23 protein-coding genes are annotated in these 26031 nt (G+C 72.5%); 18 read left to right on the forward strand and 5 right to left on the reverse strand.

Going from position 1 to position 26031, the window contains the following annotated elements:
- Nucleotides 1-29 precede the first annotated feature (29 nt).
- The 3 genes from ACZ9QC_RS28420 to ACZ9QC_RS28430 all read left to right on the forward strand — a co-directional run bounded on the left by ACZ9QC_RS28420 (nucleotide 30) and on the right by ACZ9QC_RS28430 (nucleotide 4446).
- A complete protein-coding gene (locus ACZ9QC_RS28420) occupies nucleotides 30-2474 on the forward strand; it encodes a SpoIIE family protein phosphatase (protein WP_472915702.1) in 2445 nt (814 codons plus the stop codon).
- A gap of 58 nt (nucleotides 2475-2532) precedes the next feature.
- Nucleotides 2533-3765 carry a radical SAM family heme chaperone HemW gene (gene hemW / locus ACZ9QC_RS28425; protein ID WP_472915703.1) on the forward strand — a complete coding sequence of 411 codons (1233 nt, stop codon included), beginning with the start codon at nucleotides 2533-2535 and terminating at the stop codon, nucleotides 3763-3765.
- A gap of 102 nt (nucleotides 3766-3867) precedes the next feature.
- Nucleotides 3868-4446 carry a Uma2 family endonuclease gene (locus tag ACZ9QC_RS28430; RefSeq protein ID WP_472915704.1) on the forward strand — a complete coding sequence of 193 codons (579 nt, stop codon included), beginning with the start codon at nucleotides 3868-3870 and terminating at the stop codon, nucleotides 4444-4446.
- Here the strand turns inward: ACZ9QC_RS28430 and ACZ9QC_RS28435 are convergent.
- Entirely contained in the window at nucleotides 4424-5239 is an 816-nt protein-coding gene (locus tag ACZ9QC_RS28435) for a DUF3097 domain-containing protein (protein WP_472915705.1), read from the reverse strand. The genes ACZ9QC_RS28430 and ACZ9QC_RS28435 overlap by 23 nt on opposite strands.
- A gap of 42 nt (nucleotides 5240-5281) precedes the next feature.
- Nucleotides 5282-6013 carry an MBL fold metallo-hydrolase gene (locus ACZ9QC_RS28440; protein ID WP_472915706.1) on the reverse strand — a complete coding sequence of 244 codons (732 nt, stop codon included), beginning with the start codon at nucleotides 6011-6013 and terminating at the stop codon, nucleotides 5282-5284.
- A gap of 385 nt (nucleotides 6014-6398) precedes the next feature.
- On the opposite strand from ACZ9QC_RS28440, the gene hrcA reads away from it, so the two are divergent.
- The 10 genes from hrcA to ACZ9QC_RS28490 all read left to right on the forward strand — a co-directional run bounded on the left by hrcA (nucleotide 6399) and on the right by ACZ9QC_RS28490 (nucleotide 17622).
- Nucleotides 6399-7415: a heat-inducible transcriptional repressor HrcA gene (gene hrcA, locus ACZ9QC_RS28445; RefSeq protein WP_472915707.1), complete on the forward strand. Its 1017-nt coding sequence runs from the start codon at nucleotides 6399-6401 to the stop codon at nucleotides 7413-7415.
- Nucleotides 7416-8552, forward strand: coding sequence for a molecular chaperone DnaJ (gene dnaJ / locus ACZ9QC_RS28450; protein ID WP_472915708.1), 1137 nt, complete (start codon nucleotides 7416-7418; stop codon nucleotides 8550-8552).
- 166 nt (nucleotides 8553-8718) lie between these two features.
- A complete protein-coding gene (locus tag ACZ9QC_RS28455; RefSeq protein ID WP_472915709.1) occupies nucleotides 8719-9840 on the forward strand; it encodes a nitronate monooxygenase in 1122 nt (373 codons plus the stop codon).
- The gene (locus tag ACZ9QC_RS28460; RefSeq protein ID WP_472915710.1) at nucleotides 9837-10586 is read left to right on the forward strand and encodes a 16S rRNA (uracil(1498)-N(3))-methyltransferase; all 750 of its coding nucleotides are present in this window, start codon (nucleotides 9837-9839) and stop codon (nucleotides 10584-10586) included. The genes ACZ9QC_RS28455 and ACZ9QC_RS28460 overlap by 4 nt, the downstream gene beginning before the upstream one ends.
- Before the next feature lie 46 nt (nucleotides 10587-10632).
- A complete protein-coding gene (locus tag ACZ9QC_RS28465; RefSeq protein WP_472915711.1) occupies nucleotides 10633-11025 on the forward strand; it encodes a VOC family protein in 393 nt (130 codons plus the stop codon).
- 85 nt (nucleotides 11026-11110) lie between these two features.
- Nucleotides 11111-11680, forward strand: coding sequence for a hypothetical protein (locus ACZ9QC_RS28470; protein WP_472915712.1), 570 nt, complete (start codon nucleotides 11111-11113; stop codon nucleotides 11678-11680).
- Nucleotides 11681-11792: 112 nt separating this feature from the next.
- Nucleotides 11793-15038: a S41 family peptidase gene (locus tag ACZ9QC_RS28475; protein ID WP_472915713.1), complete on the forward strand. Its 3246-nt coding sequence runs from the start codon at nucleotides 11793-11795 to the stop codon at nucleotides 15036-15038.
- 302 nt (nucleotides 15039-15340) lie between these two features.
- Nucleotides 15341-15694 carry an HIT domain-containing protein gene (locus tag ACZ9QC_RS28480; RefSeq protein ID WP_472915714.1) on the forward strand — a complete coding sequence of 118 codons (354 nt, stop codon included), beginning with the start codon at nucleotides 15341-15343 and terminating at the stop codon, nucleotides 15692-15694.
- 6 nt (nucleotides 15695-15700) lie between these two features.
- Nucleotides 15701-16609 carry a ribonuclease Z gene (locus tag ACZ9QC_RS28485; RefSeq protein ID WP_472915715.1) on the forward strand — a complete coding sequence of 303 codons (909 nt, stop codon included), beginning with the start codon at nucleotides 15701-15703 and terminating at the stop codon, nucleotides 16607-16609.
- A gap of 20 nt (nucleotides 16610-16629) precedes the next feature.
- Nucleotides 16630-17622, forward strand: coding sequence for an adenosine deaminase (locus ACZ9QC_RS28490; RefSeq protein WP_472915716.1), 993 nt, complete (start codon nucleotides 16630-16632; stop codon nucleotides 17620-17622).
- A 46-nt stretch (nucleotides 17623-17668) separates the two neighbouring features.
- Here the strand turns inward: ACZ9QC_RS28490 and ACZ9QC_RS28495 are convergent, their stop codons facing one another.
- The 3 genes from ACZ9QC_RS28495 to ACZ9QC_RS28505 form a co-directional block, all read right to left on the reverse strand.
- Nucleotides 17669-18862, reverse strand: coding sequence for an MFS transporter (locus ACZ9QC_RS28495; protein WP_472915717.1), 1194 nt, complete (start codon nucleotides 18860-18862; stop codon nucleotides 17669-17671).
- A 522-nt stretch (nucleotides 18863-19384) separates the two neighbouring features.
- Nucleotides 19385-20494 carry a carbohydrate kinase family protein gene (locus ACZ9QC_RS28500; RefSeq protein ID WP_472915718.1) on the reverse strand — a complete coding sequence of 370 codons (1110 nt, stop codon included), beginning with the start codon at nucleotides 20492-20494 and terminating at the stop codon, nucleotides 19385-19387.
- Nucleotides 20495-20703: 209 nt separating this feature from the next.
- Nucleotides 20704-22005, reverse strand: a complete 1302-nt coding sequence (locus ACZ9QC_RS28505; protein ID WP_472915719.1) for a glucarate dehydratase family protein — start codon at nucleotides 22003-22005, stop codon at nucleotides 20704-20706.
- A 389-nt stretch (nucleotides 22006-22394) separates the two neighbouring features.
- On the opposite strand from ACZ9QC_RS28505, the gene ACZ9QC_RS28510 reads away from it, so the two are divergent.
- From ACZ9QC_RS28510 to ACZ9QC_RS28530, 5 genes are read left to right on the forward strand one after another with little or no spacing between them, the layout of a single operon-like run.
- A complete protein-coding gene (locus tag ACZ9QC_RS28510; RefSeq protein WP_184894222.1) occupies nucleotides 22395-23468 on the forward strand; it encodes a PhoH family protein in 1074 nt (357 codons plus the stop codon).
- A gap of 14 nt (nucleotides 23469-23482) precedes the next feature.
- Nucleotides 23483-23980, forward strand: a complete 498-nt coding sequence (ybeY, locus tag ACZ9QC_RS28515) for an rRNA maturation RNase YbeY (RefSeq protein WP_184894224.1) — start codon at nucleotides 23483-23485, stop codon at nucleotides 23978-23980.
- Entirely contained in the window at nucleotides 23977-25284 is a 1308-nt protein-coding gene (locus ACZ9QC_RS28520) for a hemolysin family protein (protein ID WP_472915720.1), read from the forward strand. The genes ybeY and ACZ9QC_RS28520 overlap by 4 nt, the downstream gene beginning before the upstream one ends.
- Nucleotides 25281-25640, forward strand: coding sequence for an MmcQ/YjbR family DNA-binding protein (locus tag ACZ9QC_RS28525; protein ID WP_472915721.1), 360 nt, complete (start codon nucleotides 25281-25283; stop codon nucleotides 25638-25640). Before ACZ9QC_RS28520 ends, ACZ9QC_RS28525 begins: the two co-directional genes overlap by 4 nt.
- A gap of 16 nt (nucleotides 25641-25656) precedes the next feature.
- Nucleotides 25657-26016: a cytidine deaminase gene (locus tag ACZ9QC_RS28530; RefSeq protein ID WP_472915722.1), complete on the forward strand. Its 360-nt coding sequence runs from the start codon at nucleotides 25657-25659 to the stop codon at nucleotides 26014-26016.
- The last annotated feature ends 15 nt before the right edge of the window (nucleotides 26017-26031 follow it).

Consider the following 26031-nt stretch of genomic DNA (forward strand, 5'->3'; position numbering starts at 1 on the left):
TCGTCCGAACTTTCTCAGGGAGCCGCTCAGTGGGGGCCATTCCGACGCAACGGGAGACCGCGTCCTGCGCGCCCGATGCGCCCGCGCGCGTCGGGGCGGAGGCGCTGTCTGCCGCGCCCGCGTACGCGGGCGCGGACCGGCGCGCGGTGGTGCATGTGTCTCTGCCCGGCGGACCGCTCGCGCCGGGAGCCGCCCGGCGCTTCGTCGGCAGCGCGTTCGCGGAATGGGCCGAACTCGACCTGCCGGGCGCCGCGGCCCTCTCCGCCCGCCTCGTCGAGGACACCCTCGTCGTGGTCAGTGAGCTGGTCACCAACGCGGTCGTCCACGCGGGCACGGATGTGGATCTGCTCTGCCGTCTGGGGCGTGACGATCCGGCCTCCGCCGGGTGGCTGCTCGTCGAGGTCTCGGACCACCACCCCTCCCGGGCGGTACGGGACGAGGGCGCCGAACGCCCCTACCTCGTCGAACGGCCTTACGGGGCCGCCGAGTACGGACGCGGCCTGCGCCTCGTCGCGGCGCTCTCCGAAGCCTGGGGGATCACCTACCGGACCGGCATGAAGACCGTCTGGGCCCGGCTGTCGGTCGACGGGGCGATGGCGGTGGAGGACGCGTTCGGGGCGTACGGCGGTGACGTGTCCGGGGTGGGGGTCGGGGCCGCGCGGGCGTACGCCGGCGACGAGGATGTGCGGGGACTCGACGATGCGCGGGCGTACGCCGGTGCGGAGGACGCGCGAGAGCACGGCGGTGCGCGGGCGTACGCCGGTCGCGTCGCAGACGGCGCCGAGGGCGCCCGTGAGCAGGGCCCGGACCCGCTCGATCTGGTCGCGCCCGTGCCCCGGCGGCATGCGGAGCGCGACCGGGAGTGGTTGAACCGGGGCGCGCTCTCCTTCCTGGCCGAGGCGTCCGACTTGCTCGCCGGGCAGCTCGACGAGGATCTGGTCGCCGCGCTCGCCGGGCAGCTGCTGGTGCCGAGGCTGGCCGACTGGTGCGCGGTGTGGCTGGAGGACGAGGGGCTGGGCTGGCGCGGCGGCGACGGTTGGCTGGGCCCCGCGCCCCGGCTCGCCCGCGTCTGGCACGGCAGCGAGAACCGCATCGAGGAACTGCGCCGGGCCCTGGAGAGGAACCCACCGAGACTGCCGGATTCCGTGCGGTCGAGGGCGGTCCCCGTCCCGTGGCCGGAGCCGGAGCCGGAGCCGGAGGACCGGCCGGTGGGGGTGAGTGCGGGCGGGTCGTCGGGGGAGAGTGCCGAAGGGGCGTCGGGGGCGAGTGCGGGCGGGCCGGTGCAGGAGCCTGAGGGCGGGGCGGAGCGAGAGCGTGCCGGCGGGCTGGTGCAGGAGCCTGACGGCAGGTCGGAGCGGGAGCGTGCCGGCGGGTTCGAGCGCGGGCAGGGTGGCGGTCCCGTGCGGGAGCGTGACGATGGGCCCGTGCGGGAGTGTGAAGGTGGGCCCGCGCGGGACTCTGAAGGCGGGGCCGCGCGGGAGTGTGAAGGCGGGCCCGTGCGGGAGTGTGAAGGTGGGGCCGCGCTGGCCTATCGGCTGATCGCCGGGGGGCGGCCGCTCGGGACGCTCGTCATCGGGCGAGCCGGGCTGCTTCGGTTCCCGGACGAGGTGACCGGGCTGGTCGAGGACCTCAGCCGACGCATCGCGCTGTCCATCGGCACGGCCCGCCAGTACGCACGCCAGGTGACCATCAGCCGGGTGCTCCAGCGCGGCCTGCTGCCGGGCGCGGTCGCCGAGATCCCCGGGGTGTCGAGCGCCCTGGTGTACGAGCCGTGCGACAAGGGCGGACCCAGCGGCGACTTCTACGACCTGTTCCCCGCCGGCCGGGGCCGCTGGTGCTTCGCGATCGGCGACGTCCAGGGCAAGGGCCCCGAGGCCGCCGTGGTCATCGGTCTGGCCCGGCCCTGGCTGCGGCTGCTCGCCCGCGAGGGCTACGGCGTGGCCGACGTGCTCGACCGCCTCAACCAGCTTCTCCTCGACGACGCGACCGAGGCCGCCGACGCCGCCGCCCGCGCCCTGGTCACCGCCGGCGACCCCGGCCTCGTCGACCCCGACGCCTCCCAGACCCGCTTCCTCTCCCTCCTCTACGGCGAGCTGGTCCCCGTCCCCGGCGGTGTCCGCTGCACCCTCGCCTCCGCCGGGCACCCGCTGCCCCTGCTCCTCGGCCCCGACGGCGACGTCCGGACCGTGGCCGAGCCGCAGACGCTGCTGGGCGTGATCGAGGACACCGAGTACGTCTCCGAGACGTTCGAGCTCCGCTGCGGCGACACGCTGCTCTGTGTGACCGACGGGGTCACCGAGCGCCGCAGCGGCCCGCGCATGTTCGACGACGGGGACGGCCTCGCCACCGCGCTCGCGGGCTGCGCCGGTCTCGACGCCCAGCTGATCGCCGAACGCATCCGCCGACTCGTGCACGAGTTCGGGGAACGGCCACCGGACGACGACCTCGCACTGCTGGTGCTGCGGGCGGAGTGACGACCGCCGCAGCCGGCGACGGGAACCGTCGGCCGGGCCGTGCTGGACAATGGAGGACATGCCTTCCGCACTCCCCGACGGTGAGCCCGTCCCCGACGACGGGGCGCTGCCCGCGCACGCCCTGGCCGACGCGGCCGAGCGGCCCCTCGGGTTCTATCTCCACGTCCCGTACTGCGCGACCCGCTGCGGCTACTGCGACTTCAACACCTACACCGCCACCGAGCTGCGCGGCACCGGCGGCGTCCTCGCCTCCCGCGACAACTACGCGGACACGGTCGTCGACGAGATCCGCCTCGCCCGCAAGGTCCTCGGCGACGACCCGCGCCCCGTCCGTACGGTCTTCGTCGGCGGCGGCACGCCCACGCTGCTGGCCGCCGACGACCTCGTACGGATGCTGGGGGCGATCCGGGAGGAGTTCGGGCTCGCGGACGACGCGGAGGTCACGACGGAGGCGAACCCGGAGTCGGTCGACCCCGCCTACCTGGAGACCCTGCGCGCGGGCGGCTTCAACCGGCTCTCCTTCGGGATGCAGAGCGCGCGGCAGCACGTGCTGAAGATCCTCGACCGTACGCACACGCCGGGGCGCCCCGAGGCGTGCGTGGCGGAGGCGCGCGCCGCCGGCTTCGACCACGTCAACCTCGACCTGATCTACGGCACGCCCGGCGAGTCCGACGACGACTGGCGGGCCTCCCTGGACGCCGCGCTCGGCGCCGGGCCGGACCACATCTCGGCGTACGCGCTGATCGTGGAGGAGGGCACGCAGCTCGCGCGGCGCATCCGCCGGGGCGAGGTGCCGATGACGGACGACGACGTGCACGCCGACCGGTATCTGATCGCCGAGGAGACGCTCTCGGCCGCCGGGTTCGACTGGTACGAGGTCTCCAACTGGGCCACGTCCGACGCCGGGCGGTGCCTGCACAACGAGCTGTACTGGCGGGGCGCCGACTGGTGGGGCGCGGGACCGGGCGCCCACAGCCACGTCGGTGGCGTGCGCTGGTGGAACGTCAAGCACCCCGGCGCGTACGCGGGCGCGCTGGCGGCCGGGCGCTCCCCTGGCGCCGGGCGTGAGCTGCTGTCGGCCGAGGACCGCCGGGTCGAGCGCATTCTTCTGGAGCTGCGGCTGCGGGAGGGCTGCCCGCTGTCCCTGCTCCGGGAGGAAGGGCTTGCCGCGGCGGGTCGGGCACTCGCCGACGGCTTGCTGGAGGCGGGGCCGTACGAGGAGGGACGCGCGGTGCTCACGCTGCGGGGGCGGTTGCTTGCGGACGCGGTGGTGCGGGACCTGGTGGACTGATCACTCGGGTGGGTGAGTCGGTGCGGAACGGGGGTTCGGTACCTAACCTGGTTCGTAGGCTGCTGCCGTAACTGACGGTGGCGGAATCTTGAGGCTGCGGAGATGACCGCTGTGGACGAGCGCGGGATGACCAGGTTCTTCGAGAAGTTCGAGCCGCCCGAGGGTGTCAAGGCCGAACTTCTCCGGGGAGAAATCGTGATGATGGCCAGCCCTGACCTGGTGCACAACGTCATTGTGATGTTGCTGGGCAGGCAGATTCCGGTTGATCACTGGTACGCCCTTCAGACACAGGACGTCGACATCGTCAGCGAGGCGAGCGAGCCTATTCCCGACTTGGTTGTCGTGGCCCCCGAGATTCTGCCCGCCTCGGGGCGACTGCTCCCGTCCACGCTGATCACCATGGTCGTCGAGGTCGTCTCCAAGACCAGTATCGACCGCGACTACGGTGTGAAGCGGTCGATCTACGCCGCAGGTGGAGTGCCTGTCTACCTGATCGTCGACCCGGTCATGGCGCAGTGTGTCGTGCTGACGGAGCCCGAGGGCGTTGGAGAGAAGGCCGACTACAAGGGGCAGAAGATCTGGAAGTTCGGGGAATCAGTGCCCCTGTCGCCTCTGCGACTGGACATCGACACCAGTGGATTCAGTACCTTCCCCAACGTCAGGCCCCACCGCTATCCGTGACGAAGTCGATCAACTCCTCCACCCGCCCCAGCAGTTCCGGCTCCAGGTCCTTGTAAGAACCCACCCGCCCCAGAATCGCCTGCCACACCGCCCCGGTGTTCTCCGAAGGCCACCCCAGAGCACGGCACACCCCCGTCTTCCAGTCCTGCCCCCGCGGCACGCGCGGCCACGCCTCGATGCCCACCGAGGACGGCTTCACGGCCTCCCAGATGTCGATGTACGGGTGGCCGACGACGAGCGCGTACTCGCTCGTGACCGACGCGGCGATACGGGACTCCTTGCTGCCGGGCACGAGGTGGTCGACCAGGACGCCGAGCCGCGCGTCCGGCCCCGGGGCGAACTCCTCGACGATCGCGGGGAGGTCGTCCACGCCCTCCAGGTACTCCACCACCACGCCCTCGATGCGCAGATCGTCGCCCCACACCTTCTCGACGAGCTCGGCGTCGTGCCGGCCCTCGACGTAGATGCGCCCGGCGCGGGCGACACGCGCGCGGGCGCCCGGGACGGCCACCGAGCCGGACGCCGTACGACTCGGCCGCGTGGGGGCCGCGGCGGCGGGGCGGACCAGCGTCACCACGCGGCCCTCCAGCAGGAACCCCCGCGGCTCCAGCGGGAACACCCGGTGCTTGCCGAAGCGGTCCTCCAGCGTCACCGTGCCCGCCTCGCAGCGGATGACCGCCCCGCAGAACCCGGTGGTGGGCTCCTCGACGACCAGACCCGGATCGGCCGGGACCTCGGGGGCCGGCTTCGGCTTCTTCCAGGGAGGGGTCAGGTCGGGTGAGTACTGGCGCATTCGAGTGACGATAGGAGAAGCCGCGCCCGGATGTCCCCGCACTCAGTCCGACACGCCGAAGCGACGTGCCAGCGCGTCGCGTTGGGCCCGGACGAACGCCGCGTCCACCACCGCCCCGTGGCCAGGCACGTACAGCGCGTCCTCGCCGCCGAGGGCCAGGAGCCGGTCCAGGGCGGCCGGCCAGCGGGACGGGATCGCGTCCGGGCCTGCCTGCGGCTCGCCGGACTCCTCGACCAGGTCCCCGCAGAACACCACCTCCCGAGCGTCCTCCGACACCAGGACCGCGAGGTCGTGGCCGGTGTGGCCGGGGCCCACGTTCGCCAGCAGCACCCGGACGCCGCCGCCCAGGTCGAGCGTCCACTCGCCGGAGACCGGGTGACGGGGGAGGACGAGGAGGTCGGCGGCCTCGGTGGCGTCCGCCGGGGGCAGACCGTGGTGCACGGCGTCCGCGCGGAGGGCGTCGCGGTCACGGGTCAGGACACCGTCGACGCCCACCGCGCCGAAGACCTCCACCCCGGCGAACGCGGCCGCCCCGAAGACATGGTCGAAGTGGGGGTGGGTGAGCGCGAGATGTGTCACACGGGCGCCACCGAGCAGTCGGCACGCCTCGGTACGCAACCGCGCGCCCTCCCGCACGCTGGAACCCGCGTCGATCATGAGGGCCGCACCGTCCCCGGCCACCAGTCCCACGGTGCAGTCCCAGCCGGGAAGGCGGCACCGTCCGACCCGGGGCGTCAATCCCTGCCACCCGCACTCTTCCCAAGTCACCGTCATGCGCCGACGCTAGCCGTAGCACCGCACGGGCCGGTGAAGGAGGGTGCCGGGGAGGTGCCGGGGAGGTCGCCGAACGGCGGTCGGGAGCCGCCGAGCAGGCGGTGGGCGGGCTGTGGTGAGGGCCACGGAGGTGATCGCCGTGGGCGGTTCGGAGGTGGTCACGGGTGGGCGTACCCGTCGGTAGGAAGTGCGCGACACGTGCCCCGGTGGTGGTCGGGCCGGGGTCCGACATCGCCGGACAGGTCGGTACACGTCGGCATGACCTGGCTGGACCGGCCTTGCCGGGGGCGTACCCCACCGCCGTACACTGGGCGGGGAGTATTGGCACTCGCCCGGGGTGAGTGCCAAGGGGGAGTCACGGAAGAGCGATCTGGAGGTGTGCGCGATGCTGAGTGAACGCAGGCTCCAGGTGCTGCGCGCCATCGTCCAGGACTACGTGGGCACCGAGGAGCCGGTCGGTTCCAAGGCGCTCACGGAGCGGCACAACCTGGGGGTCTCCCCGGCGACCGTCCGCAACGACATGGCGGCGCTGGAGGACGAGGGCTTCATCGCCCAGCCCCACACCAGCGCGGGCCGCATCCCCACCGACAAGGGGTACCGGCTCTTCGTCGACAAGCTGGCCGGCGTCAAGCCGATGACCCCGCCCGAACGGCGCGCCATCCAGAACTTCCTGGACGGCGCGGTCGACCTCGACGACGTGGTGGCACGGACCGTGCGGCTGCTGGCGCAGCTCACGCGGCAGGTCGCCGTCGTGCAGTACCCCTCGCTGACCCGGTCGACGGTGCGGCACGTGGAACTGCTGTCGCTGGCCCCCGCCCGGCTGATGCTCGTGCTGATCACGGACACCGGACGGGTGGAACAGCGGCTGGTGGACTGCCCGGCGCCGTTCGGAGAAACGTCACTCGCGGATCTTCGCGCCCGGCTGAACAGCAAGGTCGCGGGCCGCCGGTTCACCGATGTGCCGAAGCTGGTCGAGGACCTGCCGGAGGCGTTCGACGTCGAGGACCGGGGGACGGTGGCGACGGTGCTCTCCACCCTCCTCGAAGCACTCGTGGAGGAGAGCGAGGAGCGGCTGATGATCGGCGGAACCGCCAATCTCACCCGCTTCGGACATGACTTCCCCCTCACCATCCGGCCCGTTCTGGAAGCCTTGGAGGAGCAGGTCGTCCTCCTCAAGTTGCTTGGCGAGGCCGGGGATTCGGGCATGACCGTACGCATCGGTCATGAGAACGCGTATGAGGGACTCAACTCCACGTCCGTCGTCTCCGTCGGCTACGGTTCGGGCGGCGAGGCAGTAGCGAAGCTGGGCGTGGTCGGACCTACGCGCATGGACTATCCGGGAACGATGGGAGCGGTACGAGCGGTGGCACGGTACGTCGGACAGATCCTGGCGGAGTCTTAAGTGGCCACGGACTACTACGCCGTGCTCGGCGTGCGCCGCGACGCGTCCCAGGACGAGATCAAGAAGGCGTTCCGGAGGCTCGCTCGCGAGCTGCACCCGGACGTCAATCCCGATCCGAAGACCCAGGAGCGGTTCAAGGAGATCAACGCCGCCTACGAGGTGTTGTCGGACCCGCAGAAGAAGCAGGTCTACGACCTCGGCGGCGACCCGCTGTCCCAGGCGGGCGGCGGAGGCGCGGGCGGCTTCGGCGCCGGTGGCTTCGGCAACTTCTCGGACATCATGGACGCGTTCTTCGGCACGGCGTCCCAGCGCGGCCCTCGGTCGCGTACGCGCCGGGGCCAGGACGCGATGATCCGGCTGGAGGTCGACCTCGACGAGGCGGCCTTCGGCACGACGAAGGACATCCAGGTCGACACGGCCGTCGTCTGTACGACGTGCAGTGGCGAGGGCGCCGCTCCCGGCACCACCGCCCAGACCTGTGACATGTGCCGTGGTCGTGGTGAGGTCTCGCAGGTCACGCGGTCCTTCCTCGGCCAGGTCATGACCTCCCGGCCCTGCCCGCAGTGCCAGGGCTTCGGCACGATCGTCCCCAACCCGTGCCCCGAGTGCGCGGGCGACGGGCGGGTGCGGTCGCGGCGGACGCTGACGGTCAAGATCCCGGCCGGTGTCGACAACGGCACGCGCATCCAGCTGGCCGGTGAGGGCGAGGTCGGGCCCGGTGGCGGTCCCGCCGGTGACCTCTACGTCGAGATCCACGAGCTGCCGCACCCGACGTTCCAGCGGCGCGGCGACGATCTGCACTGCACGGTGACGATCCCCATGACGGCGGCGTCCCTCGGTACGAAGGTGCCGCTGGAGACGCTGGACGGGCTGGAGGAGGTCGACATCCGGCCCGGCACGCAGTCCGGGCAGTCGATCCCGCTGCACGGGCGCGGTGTCACGCATCTGCGCGGTGGCGGGCGGGGCGATCTGATCGTCCACGTCGAGGTGCAGACGCCGACGAAGCTGGACCCCGAGCAGGAGGGGCTGCTGCGGCAGCTGGCCGCGCTGCGGGGTGAGGAGCGGCCGACGGGGCAGTTCCAGCCCGGTCAGCAGGGGCTGTTCTCCCGGCTGAAGGACGCGTTCAACGGGCGCTGAGTGGGGTGCGTTGTCGGGTGCGGGTGCGTGGGGCTTCTCGCGCAGTTCCCCGCGCCCCTGAAAAGCGCGCGGGGAACTGCGCGAGCAACCCCCACCCACCCGCACCCCACGAACAACCGCCCGTCCCCGATTCGGCTCCCCCCGGAGGGCATGGCACCATGCCGTCATGTCCTCCGCACTGACCGATCTCGTCCCGCTCCCGATCGTGCAGGCCCCGATGGCGGGCGGTGTGTCCGTGCCGCGCTTGGCCGCCGCCGTGTCCGAGGCCGGCGGGCTGGGGTTCCTCGCCGCCGGGTACAAGACGGCCGACGGGATGTACCAGGAGATCAAGGAGCTCCGGGCGCTCACCTCCCGCCCGTTCGGCGTGAACCTCTTCATGCCACAGCCGGAGTATGCCGAGCCCGCCGCCGTCGAGGTCTACGCGGAGCAGCTCGCCGGTGAGGCCACCTGGTACGGCGCCGAGCTGGGCGACCCGGACAGCGGGCGCGACGACGGGTACGAGGCCAAGCTCGCCGTACTGCTCGACAACCCGGTGCCCGTGGTGTCGTTCCACTTCGGCTGCCCGACGCCCGAGGTCATCGAGTCGCTCGCCCGCAAGGGCACCCTCACCCTGGTCACCGCGACCTCGGCGGAGGAGGCACAGGCCGTGGAGCGGTCCGGGGCCCACGCCGTGATCGTCCAGGGCGTCGAGGCCGGAGGCCACCAGGGCACCCACCGCGACGACCCCGAGCGGGACTGCGCCGGCATCGGGCTGCTCTCGCTCGTCGCCCAGGTCCGCGAGGCCGTGGCGCTGCCGCTGGTCGCGGCCGGCGGCATCATGCGCGGCAGCCAGATCGCCGCCCTCCTCACGGCGGGCGTGAGCGCGGCCCAGCTCGGCACGGCGTTCCTCGCGACCGCCGAGTCCGGCGCGCACGCCGTGCACAAGCAGGCCCTGACCGACCCCCTCTTCGTCCGCACCGAGCTGACCCGGGCCTTCTCCGGCCGTCCGGCCCGGGGCCTGGTCAACCGCTTCCTGCGCGAGCACGGCCCGTACGCGCCCGCCGCCTACCCGGAGGTCCACCACCTGACCTCGCCGCTGCGCAAGGCCGCCGCCAAGGCCGGGGACGCGCAGGGCATGGCGCTCTGGGCCGGGCAGGGGCACCGGATGGCCCGGGAACTGCCGGCCGGTGAACTGGTCGAGGTGCTGGCCGCCGAGATCGCCGCCGCGCAGCACGCGCGGGCCGCCGCACAGGTCGGCAGCCCGGCCGCGGGGCAGGGCGGCGGACAGACCGGGAGCGAGGGACGATGACCGCACCGGTGTTCGTGGTCGACTCGCTGGACCTGCCGGGCGGTAGTGGCGGCGAGCTCGTCCTGGACGGCCCCGAGGGGCGGCACGCCGTCTCCGTGAAGCGGCTGCGGGCCGGTGAGGACGTCGTCCTCACGGACGGGCGCGGACGCTGGGCGGAGGGGATCGTCAAGGCCGCCGAGGGCAAGGACCGGCTCGTGGTCATGGACCTGGAGACGGTGCACGAGGAGCCCCCGGCACAGCCCCGGATCACCGTCGTCCAGGCGCTGCCCAAGGGCGACCGGGGCGAACTGGCCGTCGAGACCATGACCGAGGTCGGGATCGACGCGATCGTGCCCTGGGCGGCCTCCCGCTGCATCACCCAGTGGAGGGGCGACCGGGGGCTGAAGGCCCTCGCCAAGTGGCGGGCCACCGCCCGGGAGGCGGGCAAGCAGTCCCGCCGGACACGGTTCCCCGAGGTCGCGGACGCGGCCACGGGCAAGCAGGTCGCGGAGCTGCTGGCGAAGGCCGACTTCGCCGCGGTCCTGCACGAGAGCGGCGACGAGACACTGGCCACGGCCGAGCTGCCGACGGCCGGGGAGATCGTGCTCGTCGTGGGGCCCGAGGGGGGCGTGTCGCCGGAGGAGCTGGCGCTCTTCGGCGAGGCGGGCGCGGGGGCGTACCGACTCGGGCCCAGTGTGCTGCGCACGTCGACCGCCGGGACGGCGGCCGGGGCGTTGCTGCTGGGCCGAACCGGACGCTGGTCCTGACCGCCACCCGGTCCCGACCGGTGTCCCCGACCCCTCTGGGAGCATCGTGGAACTCGCCCAGGTAAGGCTGCTCGTCACCGACTTCGCCGTGTGTTATCGCTTCTACGCCGATGTGCTCGGGCTGAAGCCCCAGTCCGGTGCGGTCGACGGGCCGTACGAGAAGTTCAGCCCGGCCGTCGGGTCCGCGGGGATCGCCCTGCAGGACCGGGCGATGATGGCCGAGGTGCTCGGGGAGCTGGCCGACGAGGCGAACGGACACCGGTCGCTGGTCGTCCTACGGGTCGACGACCTCGACGCGTACTGCGAACGGATCACCTCGTTCGGCGTACGGCTCCTGCACGGGCCCGCACGTATGACCGACCGGATGCGGGTGGCCCATCTCAAGGACCCCGAGGGGAACTTGGTCGAGCTGCAGGAATGGCTGCTGATGAGCGGCTGACACCCCTCGCCCACGTCCCGCCGTCCCGGCGACTTGTCCGCATGCGGTCTTCCGCGCCGCCGCGGGCGGTGGCAGGCTGCCGGACATGGGGGCATGGAGGCGTGTCAGGGCGTACCGGTCGGGCGGGCGTCGGCTCCTGCTGGGAGCCGGGCTCGGTGTCTGCGCGGTCGTGGGTCTGGTGGCCTGCGAGGGCGGCGGGCTCAACACCGGCGCGGTCGCGTTCACCACGGACCAGCTCGCCACCGAGGAGCTGGAGCGGGAGGGCCTCGACGTCCAGTGGCTCAACTGCACGGCGTCGTACGACAGCGACGCCAAGGACGCCAAGGACGGCAAGGACGGCGAGAAAACCGCGTCGCCGTCCTCCTCGGTCGCCACCGTCGCGAAGGTCGACTGCACCGGCGAGGACAAGGAAGGCCGGGAGATCACCGTCACCGGGAAGGTGACCAAAGAGGTCAACGGCAGGTGCGTACGCGGCGATCTGACCGCGAAGGTCGGCGGCAAGGAGTGGTTCCACGTCGAGGGGCTCGGCAACTGCGACGCCCCGGAGTCCGACCAGCCCGGCCGACCCGGTCAGCCGGGACCGACCGTGACGGTCACCGTCACCCAGACCATCTGGTGCCAGAAGGACCCGGCGTGCGTGCCCGAGGGCAAGTGAGGCCCGGCCCGGAGCGGACCGGGCCCGCCCGGCGGCCACTCGGGCCCGGGGCGGGCGATGGACATGATCCAAACCCCTCCCCATCAGACCGAACGCTGCATAAAGTAACTGGGTGACTCAGCTCGCGTATTTCCGGTATCCGCACCTGCACGGCGACCTGGTCGCCTTCACCGCCGAGGACGACGTGTGGGTCGCGCCTCTGGACGGCGGCCGTGCCTGGCGGGTCAGCGCGGACAACGTACCCGTCAACCATCCGCGGATCTCCCCGGACGGCACCACCGTCGCGTGGACCTCCACCCGGGACGGCGCGCCCGAGGTGCACATCGCGCCCGTCGACGGAGGATCCGCCAAGCGCCTGACGTACTGGGGGAGCTGGCGCACCCAGGTGCGCGGCTGGACACCCGACGGTCAGGTCCTCGCGCTCAGCACCCACGGCCAGGCCAGCCTCCGGCGGAGCTGGGCGCGCGCCGTGCCGCTCGACGGCGGACCGGCCACCACCCTCCCCTACGGGCCCGTCGGCGATGTCGCCCACGGGCCCGCCACCGTGCTGCTGTCCGCGCCGATGGGCCGCGAGGCCGCCTGGTGGAAGCGGTACCGGGGCGGCACCGCGGGCAAGCTGTGGATCGACCGGTCCGAAGACGGCGGTGACGGCGGTGACGGTGCCGGGGCGGCCGGCGAGTTCGTGCGTCTGCACACCGAGCTGGACGGCAACCTCGAATACCCGATGTGGGTCGGTGACCGGATCGCGTTCCTCTCCGACCACGAGGGCGTCGGAGCGCTCTACTCCTCCCTCGCCGACGGCTCCGACCTGCGCCGCCACACCCCCGTCGACGGCTTCTACGCCCGGCACGCGGCCACCGACGGCACCCGCGTCGTGTACGCGTCCGCCGGTGAGCTGTGGCTGCTGGACGACCTGGACGGCGCCGAACCGCGCAGGCTCGACATCCGGCTGGGCGGGCAGCGCGTCGACCTCCAGCCGTTCCCGGTGAACGCCTCCCGCTGGTTCGGCTCCGCCTCGCCCGACCACACAGCCCGCGGCAGCGCCGTCTCCGTGCGCGGCTCGATCCACTGGATCACCCACCGCTCCGGCCCCGCCCGCGCGCTCGCCGCCGAGGACGGCGTACGGGCCCGGCTGCCCCGCACCTTCCGCGTGGAGGGCGAGGAATGGGTGGTGTGGGTGACGGACGCGGAGGGCGACGACGCCCTGGAGTTCGCCCCGTCGACCGGCGTCGGCCCGGGCGCCACCCCGCGCCGGCTCGCCGCCGGACAGCTGGGCCGCGTCCTCGGGCTCGCCGTGGCCCCCGACGGCAGCCGGGTCGCCGTCTCCGCGGACGACGGCCGGGTGCTGCTCGTCGAGCGGGAGACCGGCGAGGTACGGGAGGTCGACCGCAGCGAGGACGGCGAGGTGACCGGGCTCGTCTTCTCGCCCGACTCGGCCTGGCTGGCCTGGTCGCACCCGGGCCCGCGCCCGCTGCGCCAGCTCAAGCTCGCCAACACCGCCGACCTGTCCGTCACCGAGGCGACCCCGCTGCGCTTCCAGGACTTCTCGCCGGCGTTCACGCTCGACGGCAAGCACCTCGCCTTCCTCTCCGCGCGCGCCTTCGACCCGGTCTACGACGAGCACGTCTTCGACCTGCACTTCGTCAGCGGCGCCCGCCCGCACCTCATCACGCTCGCGGCGACCACCCCGTCCCCCTTCGGACCGCAGCGCCACGGCCGGCCGTTCGAGGCCCCCGACAAGGACGAGACCCCGGACAGCGAGGGCGCCCCGGCCACCCGGATCGACCTCGAAGGGCTCGGCGACCGGATCGTCCCCTTCCCGGTCGAGGCCGCCCGGTACTCCACGCTGCGCGCCGCCAAGGACGGCGTGCTGTGGCTGCGCCACCCCGTCACCGGCGTCCTCGGCCATCTGCGGGCCACACCCGACGACCCGGACCCGAAGACCTCCCTGGAGCGGTACGACCTCGCCCAGCGGCGCCTGGAGTACCTGGCCTCCGACGCCGACCACTTCGCCGTCAGCGGCGACGGCAAACGGGTCCTGCTGTGGACCGACGGCAAGCTCAAGGTCGTCCCCAGCGACCGGCGCGCCTCGGGCGACGACGACAGCGACAGCAACATCACGGTCGACCTCTCCCGGGTCCGGCGGACCGTCGACCCGGCCGCCGAGTGGCGCCAGATGTTCGACGAGACCGGCCGGCTGATGCGGGACAACTTCTGGCGGCCCGACCTGGGCGGCGTCGACTGGCCCGGCGTCCTCGACCGGTACCGCCCGGTCCTGGAGCGGGTGGCCACCCACGACGACCTCGTGGACCTCCTCTGGGAAGTACAGGGCGAGTTGGGCACCTCCCACGCGTACGTCACCCCGCGCGGCCGGGGCGGCTCCGGCGACCGGCGCCAGGGGCTGCTCGGGGCGGACATCTCCCGGCACGAGGACGGGCCCCAGGGGGCGCCGCTGTGGCGCATCGACCGGGTGCTGCCGTCGGAGACCTCCGACCCGGACGCGCACTCGCCGCTCGCCGCGCCCGGGGTCGCCGTACGGGCCGGGGACGCGATCATCGCGGTCGGCGGGCAGCCGGTCGACCCGCTGACCGGCCCGGGGCCGCTGCTCGTCGGCACCGCGGGCAAGGCGGTCGAGCTGACCGTGCTGCCGGCCGGCGGCGGCGATCTCCGGCATCCCGTGGTGGTGCCGATCTCCGACGAGGAGCCGTTGCGGTACCACGCGTGGGTCGCGGACCGGCGGGCCTACGTCCACGAGAAGTCCGGCGGCCGCCTCGGGTACCTGCACGTCCCCGACATGGTCGGCTCCGGCTGGGCCCAGCTCCACCGCGACCTGCGGATCGAGGTCGCGCGGGAAGGGCTGGTCGTGGACGTCCGGGAGAACCGGGGCGGGCACACCTCCCAGCTCGTGGTGGAGAAGCTGGCCCGGCGGATCGTCGGGTGGGACCTGCCGCGGGGGATGCGGGCGAGCAGCTATCCCGACGACGCGCCCCGGGGACCCGTCGTCGCCGTCGCCAACGAGTTCTCCGGGTCCGACGGGGACATCGTCAACGCGGCGATCAAGGCGCTCGGGATCGGGCCGGTGGTCGGTACGCGGACGTGGGGCGGGGTCGTCGGGATCGACAGCCGGTACCGGCTGGTCGACGGGACGTTGGTGACCCAGCCGAAGTACGCGTTCTGGCTGGAGGGGTACGGGTGGGGGGTCGAGAACCACGGGGTCGATCCCGACGTCGAGGTCGTCCAGGCGCCGCAGGACCACGCGGCCGGGCGTGACCCCCAGCTCGACGAGGCGATCCGGATCGCGCTGGAGGGGCTGGAGTCGACGCCGGCGAAGGTGCCGCCCGCGCTGCCGGAGTCGTAACCGGCTTTCGCCTCGCCCACGCCGCCCCTACCCGTCCCGTCCCAGGGGCTGCGCGCCCCTTCGATCCCCGCGTCGAAGACTCGGGGCTCCGCCCCGGACCCCGTTCGCGCAGTTCCCCGCGCCCCTGTCAGGGGCGCGGGGAACTGCGCGAGAAGTCCCACCGGGCCGCGGGCGACCGACAAGCGAGCGGGGCCGAAGGGGCGGCAGCCCCTGGGGATGGGAACGGGTAAGGGCGGCGGGGGCGGAATTCGCTCGATAGCATGCCCGGGTAGCAGGAGATCACCGGTGGCTGGAGGGAACGTATGGCTGGGGAGCCGCAGGACGACTGTCTGTTCTGCAAGATCATCGCGGGCCACGTCCCCGCGACGATCGTGCGGGAGACGGACACGACGGTCGCGTTCAGGGACATCAACCCCCAGGCACCGACCCACGTCCTGGTCATCCCGAAGGCGCACTACGCGGACGCCGCGACACTCGCCGCCGCCGCCCCCGACCTCGCCGCGGACGTCCTCCGCGAGACACAGGCCGTCGCCGACGAGGACAAGCTGGAGAGCTACCGCATCGTCTTCAACACCGGCACCGGCGCCGGCCAGACCGTCTTCCACGCGCACGCCCACGTCGTCGGCGGTCGCGGCCTGCAGTGGCCCCCCGGGTGACGAGCCGTGTCCGTACGTGAACTGGTGGTCCTCGGCACCGCCAGCCAGGTCCCGACCCGGCACCGCAACCACAACGGCTATCTGCTCCGCTGGGACGCCGAGGGGCTCCTCTTCGACCCCGGCGAGGGCACCCAGCGGCAGATGCTGCGCGCCGGGGTCGCCGCCCACGACCTCAACCGCATCTGCGTCACCCACTTCCACGGCGACCACTCGCTCGGGCTGGCCGGGGTGATCCAGCGGATCAACCTCGACCGGGTCCCGCACGACATCACCGCCCACTACCCGCGCTCCGGGCAGCGGTTCTTCGACCGGCTGCGGTACGCCACCGCGTACCGGGAGACGGTCCAGCTGACCGAGGCGCCGGTCGAGGGCGAGGGCGCAGTGCTGGCCGTCACCCCCGGCTACACCCTCGACGCGCACAAGCTCTCGCACCCCGTCGAGTCCTACGGGTACCGCCTCGTCGAACCCGACGGGCGCCGGATGCTGCCCGAGCGGCTCGCCGCGCACGGCATCAAGGGGCCGGACATCGGACGGATCCAGCGGGAGGGCGCGATCGACGGCGTCCGCCTGGAGGACGTCAGCGAACTGCGGCGCGGACAGCGGTTCGCGTTCGTCATGGACACCCGGTTGTGCGACGGGGTCTACGCCCTCGCCGACGCGGCCGACATGCTCGTCATCGAGTCCACCTTCCTCAACGAGGACATCGAACTCGCCGTCGATCACGGCCATCTGACGGCCGGTCAGGCAGCTTCCGTCGCCCGCGACTGCGGGGTACGGCATCTCGTCCTCACCCACTTCAGCCAGCGGTACACCGAACCCGAGGAGTTCGAACGGCAGGCGCGGGCCGCCGGGTTCGAGGGCGAGCTGACGGTGGCGCACGACCTGCTGCGGGTGGCGCTTCCGAAACGACGCTAGAGCGGCCGTACGATGCTGCGATGTCCCTCCCCAAAGCTGAACTGCACCTGCACATCGAAGGCACCCTGGAGCCGGAGCTGGCCTTCGCACTGGCCGCCCGGAACGGCGTCGCGCTGCCGTACGCGGACACGGAAGCGCTCCGCAAGGCCTACGAGTTCGAGGATCTCCAGTCCTTCCTGAACCTGTACTACGAGCTGATGGCGGTCCTGCGCACCGAGCAGGACTTCGCCGACCTCGCCGACGCCTATCTCGCCCGCGCCGCCGCCCAGGGCGTACGCCACGCCGAGATCTTCTTCGACCCGCAGGCCCACATCGCGCGGGGCGTCGGGATGGGGACGGTCGTCGAGGGGCTGTGGCGGGCGCTGGGCAGGAGCGTGGAGACGCACGGCGTCTCCACCCAGCTGATCATGTGTTTCCTGCGGGACGAGTCCGCCGAGTCGGCCCTCTCCACCCTGGACGCCGCGAAGCCGTACCTCGACCGGATCGTCGGGGTCGGGCTGGACTCCGCCGAGGTCGGGCACCCGCCGGTCAAGTTCCGTGAGGTGTACGAGGCGGCCGCCGCGCTCGGGCTGCGGCGCGTCGCGCACGCGGGGGAGGAGGGCCCGCCGGAGTACATCACCGAGGCCCTCGACATCCTCGGGGTCGAGCGCGTCGACCACGGGCTGCGCTGCATGGAGGACCCGGCCCTCGTCGAACGGCTGGTGCGCGAGCGGATCCCGCTGACGCTCTGCCCGCTCTCCAACGTCCGGCTGCGCACCGTCGACACCCTCGCCGACCACCCCCTGCCCGCCATGCTCGACGCGGGCCTGATCTGCACGGTCAACTCCGACGACCCGGCCTACTTCGGCGGGTACGCCGGCGACAACTTCGACGCCGTGCGCCGGACGCTCGGCCTGAGCGAGGACCGGCTGAGGGAGCTGGCCCGCAACTCCTTCACCGCGTCCTTCCTGGAGCACGACGAGGAGCGGCGGGCCCGGTATCTCGCCGAGGTGGACGCGTACGACTTCGGATGAGCCGGGAGTGCGCGGTGAGCGGGCGGTGAGCGGCGGGTGAGCGGGGTCAGGCCGCCGGGCGGTACTCCGGCTGCCCGGCGGTCGCCTGCTCCTGGTAGCGGGCGTGCTCCGTCGTGGACGTGGTGGTGCGCAGGGCCACCCAGGTCATGGGGGCCGTGATGAGGAGCAGGCCCACGGCGAGGATCGCGCCCATCGCGGGATAGCCGGCGTGCGCGGAGAGCAGGCTGCCGACGAGCGGCCCGGCGGCCGTGCCGAGCGAGGACGCCGAGCCGATCAGCACCGCCCAGCGGCCACGCGGGTCGAGTGAGGCGGCGAGACCGATGAGGTACGACAGGACGACCGGGTAGAGCGCGTTCCAGGCGATCTCGCCCGTGGCGAAGGTCGGCAGGTCGGTCGCGGTCGCGCTGAGCGCGATGCAGCCGGCGATGAGCGCCGTGCCGGCGCCGATGGGGAGCGCGCGGCCGAAGCGCACGCCGAGCGCGCCCGCCCCGATGACCCCGAGCAGGCCCGCGCCGAGCGCCGTCGCGAAGACGGCGCCGACGGTGACCTCGGAGAGCCCGGCCTGCGTGGTGCCGATCCGGCCGCTGACGCCCCAGAGGGAGTTCTGCGCCAGGGACCACAGCAGGAGGGTGACGGCGAGGGTCAGACCGTGGCGCGGGTGGGGGAGCGGGCCCCGTTCCCGGGTGGTCTGGGCGGTCCCCGCCGGGGCCGCGAGCCGGGAGGTCGCCGGGAGGGTGAGCAGGGCCGTGAGGGCGAGGGCGGCGAGCGGCAGGCCGTGGCCCGGGCCCAGCCGGGGGATCGTCAGATACAGCGCCCCGGCCAGGGCCGAGACGCTCAACAGGCCCGTCGTGGACACCCGGTGCGGGTCGCGCTGCGCGGCGATGCCGGTCGCGGCCACGGCGGTCGCCGTACCGGAGCCGAAGCCGCCGAGGACCGCGCCCATGACCATGGCGGGCAGGACCGTGGTGAGCGCGGCGGTGCCGTAGCCGGCGGCGGCCAGCAGCAGGCCCGCGCGGGCGAGGTGGCGGGGGCCGAGGCGTTCCACGTGGGCGGCGAGCGTGAAGCCGGCCGTGGCGGAACCCAACAGCAGGGCGCTGCCGACGGCGCCGGCCTCGGTGGTGGTGAGGGGGAGCGCGGCGTCCAGCCTGCCCACGGTGGTGGGCAGGAGGTACGCGGCGAGATACCCGGCCGTGAAAAGGGCGACGAGGGGCCAGGGCGGGGTGGTGGTGCGGGGGGACACGGGCGTTCCTGGACGTGCGAAGGTGCGGCTCGATGAGGGGGATTGGGCGGCTGGCTGTCGACGGACAGGGACGCGCGGAGAATTAGTATCACGCGCGTTTGGGGTGTGGATTGCTGGGTAGCCGTGGAGGCTTTTGAGGGTGGGTGGGTGGTGGGTGGGTGCGCGCTGGGGAGGGTTTGGGGGACGGGGGGTGCGTCGTCGGGTGCGGCTCAGTGGGGCTTCTCGCGCAGTTCCCCGCGCCCCTGAAGGAGCAGGCCCCGCGCCCCTGAAGGACCAGGCCCCGCGCCCCTGAAGGACCAGGCCCTGGGCCCCTGAAGGACCAGTCCCTGCGGGCCCGAAAGACCACGACCTCGCGGGCCCGGAAGACGACGGTGCTGCGCGGATGAAAAGCGACGGGGCTGCTGGATGAAAAGCACGGGGCGCAGCCCCTGCTTTTCAGGGGCGCGGGGAACTGCGCGAGAAGTCCCACCGGACCCGCACCCGCCGCCGAACCCGCACCCCCGAGCTATGAGGCGCCGCGCCTCAAGCCGACCGGCGGAAGCCGATCGTCGGGACCGCCCGCCGCAGCGGCCACGGGCTGACGTGGTCCTTCGGCAGGAACTCCTCCAGGAACGCGTACCGCCGCAGCGCCGCAGGCTCCTGGCGGTCCACCGACTGCACCCGCCGCCACCACGCCGCGATCTCCGGCCACCCGGGCGCGGACAGCGACCCGCCGAACTCCTGCACCGACAGCGCCGCCGTCAGCCCCGCGAAGGCCAGCCGGTCCGCCAGCGGCCAGTCCGCCAGCGTGCCGGTGACGAACCCGGCGACGAACACGTCGCCCGCGCCCGTGGGGTCCAACGCGTCCACCGCGATGGCCGGCACCTCCGCCGTCTCACCGGTCCGCCCGTCCACGGCGTACGCGCCCTCCGCGCCCAGCGTCACCACGGCCACCGGGACATGCTCGGTGAGGGCGCGGGCGGCTGCCCGGGGGCACTCGGCGCCGGTGTACCGCATCGCCTCGGCCGCGTTGGGCAGGAAAGCCTCGCAGTGGGCCAGATCGGCCAGCCCCGCCAGGTCCCACGCGCCGGTCTCGTCCCAGCCGACGTCCGCGAAGATCCGGGTGCCCTTGCCGGCGGCCTGCGCGATCCAGGGGGCACGAACGCCGGGCGTGAGGGAGGCGACGGCGGCGCGCGCGCGGGGCGGGCATTCCGGCGCGGACTCCTCCGGGGGCGCCTCGTGGCCGTGGGAGACCATGGTGCGCTCGCCCTCGTACGCCATGGAGACCGTGACCGGGGAGTGCCAGCCGAGGACCGTGCGGGAGTGGGAGAGGTCGATACCCTCGCCCTGCTCCAGGGCGTCCCAGCAGTACTCGCCGTAGTGGTCGTCGCCGAAGGCCGCCGCGAGGGAGGTCTTCAGGCCGAGCCGGGCCAGGGCCGTGGCCATGTTCGCCACGCCGCCGGGGCTGGACCCCATGCCGCGTGCCCAGGACTCCGTCCCGCGCACCGGGGCGGAGTCCAGGCCGGTGAAGATGATGTCGAGGAAGACGGTGCCGGTCAGATAGACGTCCCAGGGCGGGTCATCCGGTGCGCGCAGGGCCCTCAGCGGGTCTACCTGGGGCCGGTGCGGTCGCTCTCCCTTGAACGCGGTCACGATGTGCTCCCTGGCGTGGTGCGGATCCAGCCAGTCTGCACCAAACGCTCCGCCTGGGGGTGCCGGTCACGCCGGTGCGGGGGCGTGAGGGTGCGCTGTCGGGTGCGGCTCGGTGGGGCTCTTCTCGCGCAGTTCCCCGCGCCCCTGAAGCCCAGGCCCCTGCGGGCCTGAAAGGCAGGGGGTGCGCCCCCTGCCTTTCAGGGGCGCGGCTACCAGCGAGGTACGGTCGGGGTCACCCAGTCTGGCTTCGCCGCCCGCATCGCCGCCTCGTCGTCGCGGTCCCTCAGGGAGCCGTCGTCGTCCAGCCATCGGCGGTGCAGGAACTCCAGCCTGTCCCGGTCCAGTTCGACCCCGAGGCCCGGTGCGTCCGACACCCGTACCGCCCCGTTGTCGAAGGTGAGCCGCGAGGTGAGGACGTCCTCGGACTGCCAGGGGTAGTGGGAGTCGCAGGCGTGGTGGAGCCCGGGGACCGTGGCCGCCACATGCGTCATCGCGGCGAGGCTGATCCCCAGGTGAGTGTTGGAGTGCATGGACACCCCGACCCCGAACGTCCGGCAGATCGCGGCCAGTTCACGCGTGTTGCGCAGCCCGCCCCAGTAGTGGTGGTCGGAGAGGACGACCTGCACGGCCCCCTTGGTGAACGCCTCCTCGATCTCCGCGAAGGTCGTCACGCACATGTTGGTGGCCAGCGGTACGGACGTCCGCGACGCCACCTCGGCCATCGCGGGCGTCCCGAGCGCCGGGTCCTCCAGGTACTCGAGCACGTCCCCGAGGGCGTCCGCGACCTTCAGCGAGGTCTCCACGGACCAGGCCCCGTTCGGGTCCAGCCGCAGCGGATGCCCGGGGAACGCCTCGGCCAGCGCGCGGATCGCCGCGATCTCCTCGTCCGGCGGGAAGACACCCCCCTTGAGCTTGAACGACGTGAACCCGTACCGCTCCTTGAACCGCCGGGCCTGCTCGACGACCCCGGCCGGGTCCACGGCGGCCCCCCAGTCGTCCCGCTCGCCCACGACGCCCTCGGGGTGGTCGGCCCACTTGTAGAAGAGGTACGCGCTGTACTCCACGGTGTCCCGCACCTTCCCGCCGAGCAGCGCGTGCACGGGCAGCCCCAGCGCCTTGCCGAGCGCGTCGAGACAGGCGACCTCGCATGCGGACACGACCGACAGCCGCAGCTTGTCGGCGGTCTGGACACCGCGCAGCCCGCCCACGTCGACCTGCCCGGAGATCCGCGACCCGTCGACGGCCACCTCGTCGGCGAGCGCGAACAGCCCGTTCAGATCGCTGACCCCGCGGCCCACGAGCTTCGCCGCGAACGGCTCGGCCAGCTCCAGGTACTTGGTGTCGCCGTACGTCTCGCCCACTCCCGTCGTCCCGTCGGCGGTCACCACCTCCACGATCAGTCGGGGCGTGTACGGCTGGTGCACCCCCTGCGTGTTCAGCAGCGGCGGGTCGGCGACCAGGATCGGGGTCAGCCGGACCTCCGCGATGGTCAGGTCACGGGTCGCGGTCACGGAGGCGGCTCCTACGGTCGTCGACACGAGGTCATCCACGTACAGTCCTCACTAGGGTCGTCTACGTATAGAGATGGAGGTTAGATAGGCGAACAGGGCCGGTCAATGGCGCCGCGTCGTCTCCCACCGGAGCGGCGGGCCCAGCTGTGTGACGCTGAAAAGCAGCGGGCGCAGCCCGTGCCTTTTCAGGGGCGCGGGGCTGTGTCGACATGCGGCTCCGCCGCGTGGGCGCGAGAAGCCCGACCGGACCCGCAGCCCGCGAACGGCAGCCATCCCCCGAGCCCCCTGGTAAAAGCCCTACGGCACTGTCACCGCCGCGTCGTACTCTGGAAAAGGGCAACACGAGCCCCACGGCCAAGAGGAGGAACCGCGGCCTACAGAGCCGGCCCATGACTCAGACACGCACAGCTCACACCCCCGCGCAGGGCAAGGCGAGAGCGCAGTTCACCGTCCCCGCGGCGCACCCCATGGTGACCGTGCTGGGTTCCGGCGACTCCCTCCTGCGCGTGATCGAGAAGGCCTTCCCGGCGGTCGACATCCATGTCCGGGGCAATGAGATCAGCGCGGTCGGCGACGCCCCCGAAGTCGCTCTCGTCCAGCGCCTGTTCGACGAGATGATGCTGGTGCTCCGCACCGGACAGCCGATGACGGAGGACGCGGTGGAACGCTCGATCGCCATGCTGAGGGCGAGCGAGAACGGGAAGAGCGAAGGCCAGGAGACCCCGGCCGAGGTGCTCACACAGAACATCCTGTCCTCGCGTGGCCGCACGATCCGCCCCAAGACGCTCAACCAGAAGCGGTACGTCGACGCCATCGACAAGCACACGATCGTCTTCGGCATCGGCCCGGCCGGTACCGGCAAGACCTATCTCGCCATGGCCAAGGCCGTCCAGGCCCTGCAGTCCAAGCAGGTCAACCGCATCATCCTGACCCGCCCGGCGGTCGAGGCCGGAGAGCGCCTGGGCTTCCTGCCCGGCACCCTCTACGAGAAGATCGACCCCTATCTGCGCCCGCTCTACGACGCGCTGCACGACATGCTCGACCCCGACTCGATCCCCCGGCTGATGGCCGCCGGGACCATCGAGGTCGCGCCCCTGGCGTACATGCGCGGTCGCACGCTCAACGACGCCTTCATCATCCTCGACGAGGCCCAGAACACCTCGCCCGAGCAGATGAAGATGTTTCTCACCCGCCTCGGCTTCGACTCGAAGATCGTGATCACGGGTGACGTGACCCAGGTCGACCTGCCGAACGGCACCAAGTCCGGTCTGCGCCAGGTGCAGGACATCCTGGAGGGCCTCGACGACGTGCACTTCTCCCGGCTGTCGTCCCAGGATGTCGTCCGGCACAAGCTCGTCGGCCGTATCGTCGACGCGTACGAGAAGTACGACAGCGAGCACGGCACCGAGAACGGCTCCCACAAGGGCGGCCGGGGCAGGCAGTCCGGGCCCAAGGGGAAGTAGACAGACACAGCACCATGTCGATCGACGTCAACAACGAGTCCGGAACCGAGGTCGACGAGCAGGCGATCCTCGACATCGCCCGCTACGCGCTGACACGGATGCGCATCCACCCCCTCTCCGAGCTCTCGGTGATCGTGGTGGACGCCGACGCCATGGAGCAGCTGCACATCCAGTGGATGGACCTCCCCGGTCCGACGGATGTCATGTCCTTCCCGATGGACGAACTGCGTCCGCCGTCGAAGGACGACGACGAGCCGCCGCAGGGCCTGCTCGGCGACATCGTGCTGTGCCCCGAGGTCGCCGAGAAGCAGGGCAAGGAAGCGGACACGCAGCACTCCATGGACGAGGAGCTCCAGCTCCTCACCGTCCACGGGGTGCTGCACCTGCTGGGCTACGACCACGAGGAGCCGGACGAGAAGGCCGAGATGTTCGGCCTGCAGGCCGCCATCGTGGACGGCTGGCGCGCGGAGAAGGGCCTCACCGGCCCCTCCCCGGCACCGACCGTGTCATGAGCGCGACTCTCATCGGCGGTGCCGTCGCCCTGGTCGTCGTCGCCTGGCTCGCAGCCTGCGCGGAGGCGGGCCTCGCGCGCGTCTCCAGCTTCCGCGCCGAGGAGGCCGTACGGGCCGGGCGGCGCGGCGGCGCGAAGCTCGCCCAGATCGCGGCCGACCCCACCAGATACTTGAACGTCGCACTCCTTGTGCGCGTGGCCTGCGAGATGGCCGCCGCCGCGCTCGTCACCTACGCCTGCCTGAAGGAGTTCGACGCGACCTGGGAGGCCCTGGTCGTCGCCATCGGCGTGATGGTCCTCGTGTCGTACGTGGCCGTCGGTGTCTCCCCGCGCACCATCGGCCGCCAGCACCCCCTGAACACGGCCACGGCGGCGGCGTACGTCCTGCTGCCGCTGGCCCGGATCATGGGCCCGATCCCGAACCTCCTGATCCTCATCGGCAACGCGCTGACCCCCGGCAAGGGCTTCCGCCGGGGCCCGTTCGCCTCCGAGGCCGAACTGCGGGCGCTGGTCGACCTCGCCGAGAAGGAGTCCCTGATCGAGGCCGAGGAGCGCCGGATGGTGCACTCGGTCTTCGAACTGGGCGACACCCTCGTCCGCGAGGTGATGGTCCCGCGCACCGACCTGGTCGCCATCGAGCGGTACAAGACCATCCGTCAGGCCCTCACCCTTGCCCTGCGCTCCGGTTTCTCCCGCATACCGGTCACGGGGGAGAACGAGGACGACATCGTCGGGATCGTGTACCTGAAGGACCTGGCCCGCAAGACGCACATCAACCGGGACGCCGAGAGCGAACTGGTGTCCACGGCCATGCGCCCGGCCGTCTTCGTCCCCGACACCAAGAACGCCGGTGACCTGCTGCGCGAGATGCAGCAGGAGCGCAACCACGTCGCCGTCGTCATCGACGAGTACGGCGGCACCGCGGGCATCGTCACCATCGAGGACATCCTGGAGGAGATCGTCGGCGAGATCACCGACGAGTACGACCGGGAGCTGCCGCCCGTGGAGGAGCTGGGCGACGACCGCTACCGCGTCACCGCCCGCCTCGACATCACCGACCTCGGCGAGCTGTACGGGCTCGACGCCTACGACGACGAGGATGTGGAGACCGTGGGCGGCCTCCTCGCCAAGGCGCTGGGGCGCGTCCCCATCGCCGGTGCCACGTCGGTCGTCGCCCTGCCCGACGAGCGCGAACTGCGGCTCACGGCGGAGGCCGCCGCCGGCCGCCGGAACAAGATCGTCACGGTGCTGGTGGAGCCGATCGGCCCCGCCGAGGTGCCGGAGGTGGAGAAGAAGTCCGAGTGACGCCCGAGGAGTTGCGTGCCTTCTGCCTCTCGTTCAACGAGGCCGTCGAGGACTTCCCCTTCAGTCCCGAGATCTCCGTCTACAAGGTCCTCGGCAAGATGTTCGCCCTGAGCTGGGCGGAGCGGCGGCCCCTGAAGGTCAACCTCAAGTGCGACCCCGAGGACGCGGTCCGGCTGCGCACCGAGCACCCCGGTCTCATCGCCCCCGGCTATCACATGAACAAGCGCCACTGGAACACGGTGACCCTCGACGCCGGTCTTCCGGACCGGCTGGTCGAGGAGCTGATCGAGGACTCGTACGACCTGGTGGTGGCGGGACTGCCCCGCGGGGACCGGCTCCGGCTCGACCGGGCGTGAAACGTATGCTCGGCTCATGACCGACAGCAGCGCGCTCGACCTCGATCCCGAGGACCGGAAGATCGTCACCCTCGCCCGTTCCGCGCGGGCCCGCAACGGCGTGCCCGAGGGGGCGGCCGTACGTGACGAGACGGGCCGTACGTATGTCGCCGGGACCGTGGCCCTGGAATCCCTGCGGCTCAGCGCGCTGCGCACGGCCGTCGCCATGGCGGTGGCCTCCGGCGCGAAGTCCCTGGAGGCGGCGGCCGTGGTGACCGCCGGCGAGACCGTCTCCGACGAGGACCGGGCCGCCGTGCGGGACCTCGGCGGACCGGCGACCCCGGTCCTGCTGGCCGGGCCGGACGGGTCGGTGCGCGCGACGGTGACGGCGGGCTGAGGGTACGACGGTGAC

This window comes from Streptomyces sp. HUAS MS02, assembly GCF_055702265.1.

Coding starts and splice junctions, on each gene's coding strand:
- ACZ9QC_RS28490 (WP_472915716.1), top strand. CDS start 16,630: ATGTCCCTCCCCAAAGCTGAACTGCACCTGCACATCGAAGGCACCCTG.
- hemW (WP_472915703.1), top strand. CDS start 2,533: ATGCCTTCCGCACTCCCCGACGGTGAGCCCGTCCCCGACGACGGGGCG.
- ACZ9QC_RS28460 (WP_472915710.1), top strand. CDS start 9,837: ATGACCGCACCGGTGTTCGTGGTCGACTCGCTGGACCTGCCGGGCGGT.
- hrcA (WP_472915707.1), top strand. CDS start 6,399: ATGCTGAGTGAACGCAGGCTCCAGGTGCTGCGCGCCATCGTCCAGGAC.
- ACZ9QC_RS28430 (WP_472915704.1), top strand. CDS start 3,868: ATGACCGCTGTGGACGAGCGCGGGATGACCAGGTTCTTCGAGAAGTTC.
- ACZ9QC_RS28455 (WP_472915709.1), top strand. CDS start 8,719: ATGTCCTCCGCACTGACCGATCTCGTCCCGCTCCCGATCGTGCAGGCC.
- ACZ9QC_RS28510 (WP_184894222.1), top strand. CDS start 22,395: ATGACTCAGACACGCACAGCTCACACCCCCGCGCAGGGCAAGGCGAGA.
- ACZ9QC_RS28530 (WP_472915722.1), top strand. CDS start 25,657: ATGACCGACAGCAGCGCGCTCGACCTCGATCCCGAGGACCGGAAGATC.
- ACZ9QC_RS28440 (WP_472915706.1), bottom strand. CDS start 6,013: ATGACGGTGACTTGGGAAGAGTGCGGGTGGCAGGGATTGACGCCCCGG.
- ybeY (WP_184894224.1), top strand. CDS start 23,483: ATGTCGATCGACGTCAACAACGAGTCCGGAACCGAGGTCGACGAGCAG.
- ACZ9QC_RS28480 (WP_472915714.1), top strand. CDS start 15,341: ATGGCTGGGGAGCCGCAGGACGACTGTCTGTTCTGCAAGATCATCGCG.
- ACZ9QC_RS28470 (WP_472915712.1), top strand. CDS start 11,111: ATGGGGGCATGGAGGCGTGTCAGGGCGTACCGGTCGGGCGGGCGTCGG.
- ACZ9QC_RS28520 (WP_472915720.1), top strand. CDS start 23,977: ATGAGCGCGACTCTCATCGGCGGTGCCGTCGCCCTGGTCGTCGTCGCC.
- ACZ9QC_RS28435 (WP_472915705.1), bottom strand. CDS start 5,239: ATGCGCCAGTACTCACCCGACCTGACCCCTCCCTGGAAGAAGCCGAAG.